General features: G+C 52.6%; 13 protein-coding genes. 10 read left to right on the top strand and 3 right to left on the bottom strand.

What is annotated here, in order from left to right; translation table 11 throughout:
• The first annotated feature begins 211 nt into the window (after positions 1–211).
• Positions 212–745, top strand: coding sequence for a nucleotidyltransferase domain-containing protein (locus PHF39_RS13700; RefSeq protein WP_300225104.1), 534 nt, complete (start codon positions 212–214; stop codon positions 743–745).
• Between the two features lie 180 nt (positions 746–925).
• Positions 926–1,162 carry a hypothetical protein gene (locus tag PHF39_RS13695; protein WP_300225101.1) on the top strand — a complete coding sequence of 79 codons (237 nt, stop codon included), beginning with the start codon at positions 926–928 and terminating at the stop codon, positions 1,160–1,162.
• Between the two features lie 231 nt (positions 1,163–1,393).
• Here PHF39_RS13695 and PHF39_RS13690 read toward each other — a convergent pair whose 3' ends face one another.
• Together PHF39_RS13690 and PHF39_RS13685 are read right to left on the bottom strand one after the other, a co-directional pair.
• Positions 1,394–1,894 carry a putative toxin-antitoxin system toxin component, PIN family gene (locus PHF39_RS13690; RefSeq protein WP_300225098.1) on the bottom strand — a complete coding sequence of 167 codons (501 nt, stop codon included), beginning with the start codon at positions 1,892–1,894 and terminating at the stop codon, positions 1,394–1,396.
• Complete coding sequence (locus tag PHF39_RS13685) at positions 1,815–2,090, bottom strand: hypothetical protein (RefSeq protein WP_300225095.1); 276 nt, start codon at positions 2,088–2,090, stop codon at positions 1,815–1,817. Before PHF39_RS13685 ends, PHF39_RS13690 begins: the two co-directional genes overlap by 80 nt.
• 59 nt (positions 2,091–2,149) lie before the next feature.
• Between PHF39_RS13685 and PHF39_RS13680 the strand changes: the two genes are divergently transcribed.
• From PHF39_RS13680 to PHF39_RS13655, 6 genes are all read left to right on the top strand, one after another.
• Positions 2,150–2,320: a type II toxin-antitoxin system HicB family antitoxin gene (locus PHF39_RS13680; RefSeq protein WP_300225093.1), complete on the top strand. Its 171-nt coding sequence runs from the start codon at positions 2,150–2,152 to the stop codon at positions 2,318–2,320.
• Between the two features lie 56 nt (positions 2,321–2,376).
• Positions 2,377–2,616: a hypothetical protein gene (locus PHF39_RS13675; RefSeq protein WP_300225091.1), complete on the top strand. Its 240-nt coding sequence runs from the start codon at positions 2,377–2,379 to the stop codon at positions 2,614–2,616.
• Entirely contained in the window at positions 2,606–3,049 is a 444-nt protein-coding gene (locus PHF39_RS13670; RefSeq protein ID WP_300225088.1) for a PIN domain-containing protein, read from the top strand. Before PHF39_RS13675 ends, PHF39_RS13670 begins: the two co-directional genes overlap by 11 nt.
• Positions 3,050–3,121: 72 nt before the next feature.
• The gene (locus PHF39_RS13665) at positions 3,122–3,721 is read left to right on the top strand and encodes a hypothetical protein (protein WP_300225086.1); all 600 of its coding nucleotides are present in this window, start codon (positions 3,122–3,124) and stop codon (positions 3,719–3,721) included.
• Positions 3,705–3,929 carry a hypothetical protein gene (locus tag PHF39_RS13660; RefSeq protein ID WP_300225084.1) on the top strand — a complete coding sequence of 75 codons (225 nt, stop codon included), beginning with the start codon at positions 3,705–3,707 and terminating at the stop codon, positions 3,927–3,929. The genes PHF39_RS13665 and PHF39_RS13660 overlap by 17 nt, the downstream gene beginning before the upstream one ends.
• A complete protein-coding gene (locus tag PHF39_RS13655; RefSeq protein ID WP_300225081.1) occupies positions 3,929–4,153 on the top strand; it encodes a hypothetical protein in 225 nt (74 codons plus the stop codon). Before PHF39_RS13660 ends, PHF39_RS13655 begins: the two co-directional genes overlap by 1 nt.
• A 127-nt stretch (positions 4,154–4,280) precedes the next feature.
• On the opposite strand, the gene PHF39_RS13650 is transcribed toward PHF39_RS13655, so the two are convergent.
• A complete protein-coding gene (locus PHF39_RS13650; RefSeq protein ID WP_300225079.1) occupies positions 4,281–4,847 on the bottom strand; it encodes a tetratricopeptide repeat protein in 567 nt (188 codons plus the stop codon).
• A 186-nt stretch (positions 4,848–5,033) separates the two neighbouring features.
• Here PHF39_RS13650 and PHF39_RS13645 point away from each other — a divergent pair, with 186 nt between their 5' ends.
• Both PHF39_RS13645 and PHF39_RS13640 read left to right on the top strand, forming a co-directional pair.
• Positions 5,034–5,309, top strand: a complete 276-nt coding sequence (locus tag PHF39_RS13645; RefSeq protein ID WP_300225077.1) for a hypothetical protein — start codon at positions 5,034–5,036, stop codon at positions 5,307–5,309.
• Positions 5,310–5,379: 70 nt separating this feature from the next.
• Entirely contained in the window at positions 5,380–5,655 is a 276-nt protein-coding gene (locus PHF39_RS13640; RefSeq protein WP_015284761.1) for a TOBE domain-containing protein, read from the top strand.
• The last annotated feature ends 88 nt before the right edge of the window (positions 5,656–5,743 follow it).

Here is a 5,743-nt window from a genome sequence, read left to right as displayed (position 1 = left end):
AAAAACATATTCCGGCCGGGCGGCAGCACAAATTCTGGCGCATGCCAGCCGCACGGGAGCAGGAGAGGGGACACAGGCGAACCGGGAAAACAGGCCGGGGATTTATTAATTAGCACCATACCATAGGATGCAGGAGGGGAGCTTTCCCAAAGGAGAGGGTGCACAATTGCTAAATAGTATCGTTCATAATAATGAACATATGTTCAAAAAAATGAACATATTGGAAACTCCCTCTTTTGAAATTCTCACGTTTCTTGGCCGGAATTATCGCAACGCGTACTATGTCCGCGAGCTCGCCAGGATCCTCCCGCTGAGCACCGGTGCTGCAAGCGGGTATCTCCGGATACTGGAAGAACACGGCCTCGTGACAAGCGAACGGAAAGGAAGAACGCTCCTGTTCCGGGCAGATATCGCCCATCCGCTCGTACGGGAATCAAAGATCCTTGCAACCCTGATAGAACTGTCACCCCTCATCGCTGCCGGAAAGGGACTCGTGACACGGATGATCCTGTTCGGGAGTTGCGCTACCGGGGAAGATACCGCGGACAGCGATATCGATCTCTATATCGAAACTGCCAGCCGCCCGGAAGTATCCGACCTCATCTCCCGGTACGGCGACGCCATTTCCCGGAAAATCTCTCCGGTTCTCGTATCGCCGGAAGAGGCGCAGCAGCTCCGCACCCGCGACCGCCCGTTCTTCGAAAGGATACGCACAGGAAAACTTCTTGCAGGTGAGATGCCGTGAGATACCGGTTTGAGGAATGTCTCGAACGGGGAAAGATCGTAAAAATCCCGGTCGATCCTGCACTGGCGGAAAAAGAGCGTCAGGAAGCAGCGGCGGATCTCGTGGCGGCTGAACATTCACTCAGCCAAAACCAGGTGAAGTGGGCGATCATCCAGGGATATTATTCACTCTTCCACTCTTTTGAGATCCCGGGTATTTGCCAAAGGTTACCGGGAAAAGAGCCACCGTTGCCTCAGGTACGCGGTCGAGGCACTGCTGGTCGATGAGGGAGAACTCGGGCCGGAGGTACTGGACCATTTTTCCTTTGCCATGGATCTCCGTGAGGGGGCCGATTATGGTTGCATCTATAATGCCGAGTCCGCCGGAATTGTCGTCGCGTCGGCACGAACGGTGTATGAGATGATCAGTACGGAATAATAAGACACCAGCAACCGGATGCCGGACAATTATGGTGCACAGGAGATATAATACGCCGGGCAGCGGCAGCACCGGTCCTGGCGCAGGCCAGCCGCACAGGAGCAGGGGAGGGGGGACAGGGGAGCCGGGAAAGTGGGGCCGGGAACGGGAATGGTGGCACAGGGTATATGGGGCCGAAGAAGGATCCGTTTACCCGGATACAGGCCGAGAGACGATCCGGGGGGAACCCTGTCACAACGAAGACAGGTCGCCGTTCCGGTACTGTTCAAGGAATTCCGCCGGAGTAATAACCATTGCACCCGAATTGCGGAAATGCCTGATATTCCCCGTCACGATGGGGACCCGTGCATGGAGCGCGACTTCGATAAACGGGAGATCACCGGAATCCGGAACCATGCAGGTGACCGGAACCGGCGGAATGAACAGCCCCTCCCTCCGAATGAAGGCAAGGATTTCCCGGACTGCCTCTTCCGGGAATGCGAACTTCTTTCGCCGTAACACCTCCGAATATTCATCGAACATCCGGGTATCGAGCACAACGATCACACTGCCGCCGACAATGAGGTTGAGGATGCCGGCCGGGGGGCCCCGGGACGAGAGTAATCCCGATACCAGCACATTCGTATCGAGAACGATATGGGGGGCTTTCGTGTTACCGCCCCGTGCGTACCTTCCGGATCTCGGCTTCGATCTCCTTATCCGGCAGGGTGTCGAGCCCATGGTCCCGTGCATGCATCCGGATCTTTTCCAGTGCGGATGCAGCCCGGGCTCTCCGGACGGAGGCAAGGGTTTCTTCGAGATCGTTCTCTATTGCAACGACAATAGCTCTCGGTTTCCCGTTAACGGTGATCACCGCTTCGTCGCTCAGCGGCAGTTCCCAGAGGCGGGCCGGGTTTGACCGGATCTCGCGGCTCGAAATGAATTTCATGGCATGGCTCCTGTTGTGTCCTGCATTATATCATGCATTATGTGAGTATAATGCTTTTGATGGGGCGAGGAAATTCCCGGATCCCGGCACTCCCCGGTTGCCATTCCGAAGGGGAGAGCATGGAGGAGGCGCTGGAGAATATCCGGGATGCCATCAAAGGAGGTGTTGCCGTGCTGAACGAGCGTGCATGCCGCAGGCAGGGCAGCAAAGTCATCGAAGTCTCCCTATGAGATAATTCATTTAGAAAAACCATTTATTTAAATAATTACGGGATCTACGTAATTCTATGGGCACCATCACCATCACCATCGATAACTCCACGGAAGAAAGATTCCGGGAGATTGTGAAAAAGAAACTGGGCACAAGAAAAGGATCGCTTGGGGAAGCCACGACCCAAGCTCTCGAACTCTGGATTCGGCACGAGATGCAGGAAGAGATCGCAAAGGATGCCCTCTCCCTCATGGAAACCGGGCACCGGTTCGGGAAACGGATGTACAAGGAACGAAAGGATCTCTATGACCGGTAAACCTGCACTCGTTGATACGAACATCCTCTGCTATGCATTCGATGCCGGCGAGCCGGAGAAACGGGAAGCAGCACGCGAACTCCTGTCCCGGGTCTTCCGGAACGAGGAGACACTCTCGGTCTCGGTCCAGAACCTTGCGGAATTTTCCGTAGTGGCACGGGAGAAGATGGAACATCCCCTGCCGGACGATATCATATCCCGGTTCATCGGAAATATCGCGGCATTCGAAGGCTGGAACGTAGTCCGCTACGATGCAGGGACGATTACCCGTGCCATCGAGATCTCCCGGTCAAGTTCCCTCCATTTCTGGGATGCGCTCCTTGTCGCCACCATGCAGGAGCAGGGGATCAATACGATCTGGACGGAGGACGCCCATTTCTCAAAGATCGCCTGGCTGACGGTAAAAAATCCGTTCCGCCAGAAAAGAAGCTGATCTAAAAATGACGCAAAAGAGGGGCAAAACCGATATCATCATCTGATCGGGCAAACTATTGATGGTTAACCTATGGATATCCAGTATTCGGATCGGCAGATCGAACTATCGGAGAAAGTTCTTACCAGCCTGGACCGGTTTGTCCTTGATTTCACCCGGATACTGGAACAAAAAACAGACTATGTCATTGTCAGCGGATATGTCGCCATCCTGTTCGGAAGATCCCGGGGAACTGAAGATGTCGATATCCTGATCCCCCCGCTGGATGAGGATATTTTCGGGCAACTGCACCATGCCCTGATAACCGGCGGATATGAATTCCTGAATGCAGAAGACGCCCGCGGACTTTTCGATATGCTCACCGGAGGAATGGGCATTCGGATCGCAAGAAAAGATCAATGTATCCCGAATATCGAACTCAAATTCCTCAAGGACGATGTTGACCAGTACGTGTTCCGGAACCGTACCGGGGTAACAATTCCCGGGGCCTCGTTCTTTATCTCACCCATCGATATCCAGATTGCATACAAGCTGTATCTTGGCTCGGACAAGGACATCGAAGATGCCGTCTATCTCTGGGAGATCTTTAAGTCCGATCTGGACAATAACCGTATGAAAAACTGGATGGAAAAATTCCGTGTAGCAGGTGATGAATATGGAATTAACGTTTGATAAAAACGCCCGCAGGAGGGAACGCCTGGCATTTGTCCGCAGCTATGCTGCATGGGTGAAACGAACCCCGAATGCCGAGTGGAGCCAGGAGCAGGCTGACTTCATCAACAGTCTCATGGAAAATGCCCGTAATATGCCTCTGCCCCCTGATGTGTATCTCCAGCGGATAGCGGGAAGGAGACGGCACGATTCTGAAAGATCGGCCTGATGATGCTCACTCCCGATCAAAAAGTAGTCCTCGCCGCCATCTTTCGTCTCAGTAACGGCGACCCGTCCGTCCCGGTCACCATCAATACAATCCACCATTCCTTCACGGACATGGACGTAAGCGTCCTCGTCCGGCACCTCTCCGCCCTGCTCGATCTCGACCTCATCGAAAACGCACGCCCGGGCCGCGAGCGGCTGGTGGAGGCTCCTGCACAACATATCTGACTACATGACATCCCCGGGAGATCCCCGCAGCCGGAATCGCTGGAATAACATCAGTCGCATTCATACCTGAAGCGGGTCGGATAATCTGGATAGAACCCGTAGGGATCATTATACCGGGTCGGGAAGATTACCGCGAGGAGATCTGGATTTTTTTATAAGATCCCAGCCTGAGGATACAATCAAGTTTGTTGATCCCTTTAATCGTCGGATCGATTTCAAGAGCCCTGTCATAGCACCAGATTGCTTCCTCATAGTATTCGAGATCCCGGAGGATCCTCCCTTTCATCAGCCACGCCTGGGAAAAAAAGAGGTTTATCGATAACGCTTTATTCACATTCTCAAGGGCGACTTTGTGCTGCCCCAACTGGTAATATGCATTCGCAATATGGAACCAGGCGTTCTCATTTTTCGGGGTGATTTGCAGTACATTGTCATACACGTTTATCGCCTCCGTGTACCGGTTGAGTTTATAGAGAGAATCTCCGATAATGAGCCAGGCAACAGCATTTAACGGATCTTGTAACAGCGCTTTTCTGCAAGCAGTGATTGCCCGGGTATACCGGCAGTTCTGAAAAAAATCCAGCCCGATCAGGGTCCAGTCACTGTCATCTATCAAAATAAACACCGGATTCTTGTTGGTAATGATACAGTGGCGTAAGGTAAATAAGATTACTATATTCAGTGTTGATGTCAATTTATATAATTAAACATACATTGTTTGAATAAGTACTACATCGATCATTGAAAACAGGAAAACCTGATAGTCCAGGAAAAATTGCTATACCGGAGTACAGTCACGCTTCGGACACGACACCGGATACCGGTTCATCGATGGGGGAGATAGATTCCGGACATCAGGGTAAATATTCCCGGAAAAGATATGGTGTTGATGACACTGAACAACGAGCAGGAAAGGGTCCTTTCTGCCATCTTTCGTCTCAGTAACGGCGACCCGTCCGTCCCGGTCACCATCAATACAATCCACCATTCCTTCACGGACATGGACGTAAGCGTCCTCGTCCGGCACCTCTCCGCCCTGCTCGATCTCGACCTCATCGAAAACGCACGCCCGGGCCGCGAGCGGCTGGGGAACACGTACCGGATCACCGCGGCAGGGCTCGCGTACTGTTCGCATTCAGAAAAAAATGAGTCGTGATACCTGTTGTGCCGGACAGGAAATGCACTCAATGTAACTGTTTACCTGCACCTCCCCCGAGATACTCTACATGGTAAAAGGAAAACCAAAGCTATCCTTTTATACCAACACGGTAGATTGTGTCATGGTGAAAACCATGAAGATCAGTGCACGAAACCAGATTGCGGGCACCGTCAAGTCCATCAAGAAGGGCCCGGTCAGCACCGAAGTCGTGATCAACATCGGCGGCGGCCACGAGATGGTCTCCTCGATCACCACCCACTCGGCAGAGTCCCTGAAGCTGAAGGAAGGCTCCAAGGTCTACGCAGTTGTCAAGGCCTCCGAAGTGATGGTGGCAGTAGACTAAATTTTTCCTTTTTTTTGTTGAAGGTCATCAGACCTGAAACACGAGAAGAACCTGCAAGGTTCTTCGAACTATTGAGGGTCATCAGACC

This window comes from Methanoregula sp., from assembly GCF_028712425.1.
In the GTDB taxonomy this organism is placed as follows: domain Archaea; phylum Halobacteriota; class Methanomicrobia; order Methanomicrobiales; family Methanospirillaceae; genus Methanoregula.
Note: the sequence above shows the minus strand (reverse complement) of the source record. Positions and strands in the feature narration are given on the sequence as shown.

Bases quoted from the DNA above. Each gene is read 5' to 3' on its own strand.
- PHF39_RS13700 (WP_300225104.1), top strand. From the start codon at position 212: ATGAACATATTGGAAACTCCCTCTTTTGAAATTCTCACGTTTCTTGGC.
- PHF39_RS13690 (WP_300225098.1), bottom strand. From the start codon at position 1,894: ATGCACGGGACCATGGGCTCGACACCCTGCCGGATAAGGAGATCGAAG.
- PHF39_RS13685 (WP_300225095.1), bottom strand. From the start codon at position 2,090: ATGAAATTCATTTCGAGCCGCGAGATCCGGTCAAACCCGGCCCGCCTC.
- PHF39_RS13680 (WP_300225093.1), top strand. From the start codon at position 2,150: ATGGGGCGAGGAAATTCCCGGATCCCGGCACTCCCCGGTTGCCATTCC.
- PHF39_RS13675 (WP_300225091.1), top strand. From the start codon at position 2,377: ATGGGCACCATCACCATCACCATCGATAACTCCACGGAAGAAAGATTC.
- PHF39_RS13670 (WP_300225088.1), top strand. From the start codon at position 2,606: ATGACCGGTAAACCTGCACTCGTTGATACGAACATCCTCTGCTATGCA.
- PHF39_RS13665 (WP_300225086.1), top strand. From the start codon at position 3,122: ATGGATATCCAGTATTCGGATCGGCAGATCGAACTATCGGAGAAAGTT.
- PHF39_RS13660 (WP_300225084.1), top strand. From the start codon at position 3,705: ATGGAATTAACGTTTGATAAAAACGCCCGCAGGAGGGAACGCCTGGCA.
- PHF39_RS13655 (WP_300225081.1), top strand. From the start codon at position 3,929: ATGATGCTCACTCCCGATCAAAAAGTAGTCCTCGCCGCCATCTTTCGT.
- PHF39_RS13645 (WP_300225077.1), top strand. From the start codon at position 5,034: ATGGTGTTGATGACACTGAACAACGAGCAGGAAAGGGTCCTTTCTGCC.
- PHF39_RS13640 (WP_015284761.1), top strand. From the start codon at position 5,380: ATGGTAAAAGGAAAACCAAAGCTATCCTTTTATACCAACACGGTAGAT.